Origin of the sequence: Moorena sp. SIO1F2 (assembly GCF_010672755.1) — a bacterium.
Taxonomy (GTDB): domain Bacteria; phylum Cyanobacteriota; class Cyanobacteriia; order Cyanobacteriales; family Coleofasciculaceae; genus Moorena.
The window spans coordinates 1-2,694 of sequence record NZ_JAAHFV010000565.1; the positions used below are offsets into that span (position 1 = coordinate 1).

Here is a 2,694-nt window from a genome sequence, read left to right on the forward strand (position 1 = left end):
TTGAGTTTAGGGGGGGCTGGTGAAAGCAATCTGATGGCAGAGGCAATCGACTATGCCTATCACAAAGGTGTTGTCCTAGTGGCTGCTGCTGGTAACTCTAACCAAAATGCTGCCGCTTATCCTGCCCGCTATCCCCATGTTATTGGTGTTTCTGCCCTTGATTCCGCAGGTCTGAAAGCTCCCTACTCTAACTTTGGTGCTGGGGTAGATATCTCAGCCCCTGGTGGCAGTGAAAATGGTAAGATTTTGCAAGAGACGATTGATGGAGACACAGGCAGCCCTGTATTTGCTGGCTTCCAAGGCACCAGTATGGCATCGCCTCACGTAGCTGGTGTGGCAGCTTTAATCAAAGCTACTGGGATTCAAGACCCTGCTGATGTATTGAATGTACTCAAGCAGTCCACCCGAGCTATAGAAGATGACCCCCTAAACCACTATGGTGCTGGACAATTGGATGCTGGTGCTGCGGTTAAACTGGCTCTGAAAGGACAAATTACCTTCCAAGACTTCTTCCGCTGGTTACGGGATAACGGCTATCTCAATCCTCGCTTTTGGATTGACGGTGGTGTGATCGCCCTGTGGCCGAAGATTGCTATGGTACTAGGTTCCTACCTGCTGGCCTGGTTCTTGCGCAATTATTTTCCCTTTACTTGGAGTTGGTCCCTGGCCACTGGCTTAGTAGCCGGGAGTTCAGGATTATTCTTCCTGAAAGGTTTGTATATATTTGACTTACCCCAATGGCCCTTCCGAGTCATGGGCAGTTCGATTCCAGAATTGGGTAGCGCTATTGGCAGCAGCAGTTTTCTCAACCCTCTATTTGCCAGTGTTGTGATTCCATTTATATTAATCGCCCTACTGTTAGGACATCCGCAATGGAAGTGGTTAGCAGTTGGTTCAGCTCTCGGTGTGGCCAGTTGCCTAGCTGTGAGTGCTGTGGTTTCACCTGAGCTAATCTGGCTTGGAGGCGGGGTTTTGTCTCGGGTGTTCCTGATTGCCAATGCCTTGCTCTGTTTTGGACTAGCTTATTTAGCCGTTCAAGGGGAGAAACAATCAGCATGACGATCAGCATCACAGGCGTGATTGAGCGCAAAGACATCGGGTCAGGAGCCTGGGCACTGGTTTCTGACTCAGGGGAAACCTACGAACTCAAGGACACTCCCGCACAGTTAAAGCAATCGGGACTGAAGGTCACGGTTACAGGAGAGGTGCGAGAGGATGTGATGACCTTTGCGATGATTGGTCCGGTTTTGGAGATCAAGTCTTTTGAGTTACTTGATTGAGGATCTTATCTCTTAAAGGAAGACAATCAGGACGTAAGTATTCAGCTATCAGCTATCAGCCGTCAGCTTACGGCTGATAGCTGACATCAGGACTTACCCATCAAGACCCTTAAAGCCCGCTTTCTAGTTATAAATTAAAGGCTGAAATCCCTGTAATTATCGTCGATAAGGGGGTTTGTGCATTAGTCTTGACAAGTTAAGATGCTCCGGATCTCCCTATTTCCCGATCACCCCATCACCCATCGACCCTAGCTCCCTAAAAGCTATGGTCAAAAATCATCTACCGATGGGGTGAAATCCCAAGACTCGGTAATTACCGAGTCTTGTCAAAATCTTTACAAAAACCATAATAAAGCTCAAACAATACACCTAGAGCTTCTCCCTAAGACTGACAAACTGCTTAATACCAAGGATTAGCCACTGTTGACCTGAATTAGCAAAGTTGAGGGTCAGGCTGACTAAAATGCTCTGCAGACAGTGATGAAACCCCAAAGGAGTATCTTGGGGAAAATTTCAGATGTTAAGCTAGTTGGTAACACGCTTATCATAAGTATCGATCAACCTAACCCTAATCCTTTCTCCTGGAAACCTTACTGATTCAGTACATCCACTGCTGGGTATGAGTACCAATTACCAAAGGGGAAATTAGCTGGTTGCCAAAGCAATTTCACCTGTTTTAAGTGCTTAAGACTGTGTCTTGATGCAGTCGCTCATGGGGGAAACCACGGCAATAGCGAGTGGGGGGAACCCCCAAGACCGCTTAGGTGCGTTTACAGTCGTCGAATTAAATTCGCCACGGGTCGCACCTCTGCCTCCCCAAGACCGCTTAGGTGCCCTTGACCCGTAATTAAATTCGCCACGGGTCGCACCTCTGCATCGCTTAATCAGTTGGTGTTTAGAGGAAAAGGAGCAAGCAAACTAAATCTATAGAGATGGCTAGATAGAGTGGGTAACACCTTACCACCCAGTGAAAAAAAATCCCCAGCTCACCAAAGTGAACCGGGGGTGTCAATCAGGGTGCATCTACCATTTCACTTTTCCGAGATTGGTGATAGCAATCCGGAAAAATCTGGGTAAAGTGGCACCCAAATGCTGGAATTAGGAAATTTTCTGATTCAAAACAATTAACAGAGTATGCCTTGGAAACCTTAAATAAAAAACGGCATCAATACCATGAGCCAACAAGAATTTTCCCCTAAAGGAATACTCCTCAATAAGCAAATAGTAAACAAATATTCAAGAATTTTTAAACCTTCAGCCAAAGCTCGTCACTATGAGCAAAATTGATCCCTTGAAATTGAGCAAAATTGGGCAACAGTGGCACAGGAATTCCATATCTCCGTAACCCCCTTAGGAAAACATGAGACTCCCGGTGCCACTCGTTCGATGCGCACCAGATAATCATCATGTTTAC

Annotated in this window: 2 protein-coding genes; both read left to right on the forward strand. The window is 46.5% G+C overall.

Features of this window, described 5'->3' with window-relative positions; genetic code table 11:
• On the forward strand, positions 1 to 1,059 hold a 1,059-nt coding region (locus F6J94_RS32770), incomplete at its 5' end, for a DUF5942 domain-containing protein (RefSeq protein ID WP_293047878.1).
• On the forward strand, positions 1,056 to 1,280 hold the full coding sequence (locus tag F6J94_RS32775; protein WP_293018073.1) for a hypothetical protein: 225 nt from the start codon (positions 1,056 to 1,058) through the stop codon (positions 1,278 to 1,280). The genes F6J94_RS32770 and F6J94_RS32775, both read left to right, overlap by 4 nt.
• The last annotated feature ends 1,414 nt before the right edge of the window (positions 1,281 to 2,694 follow it).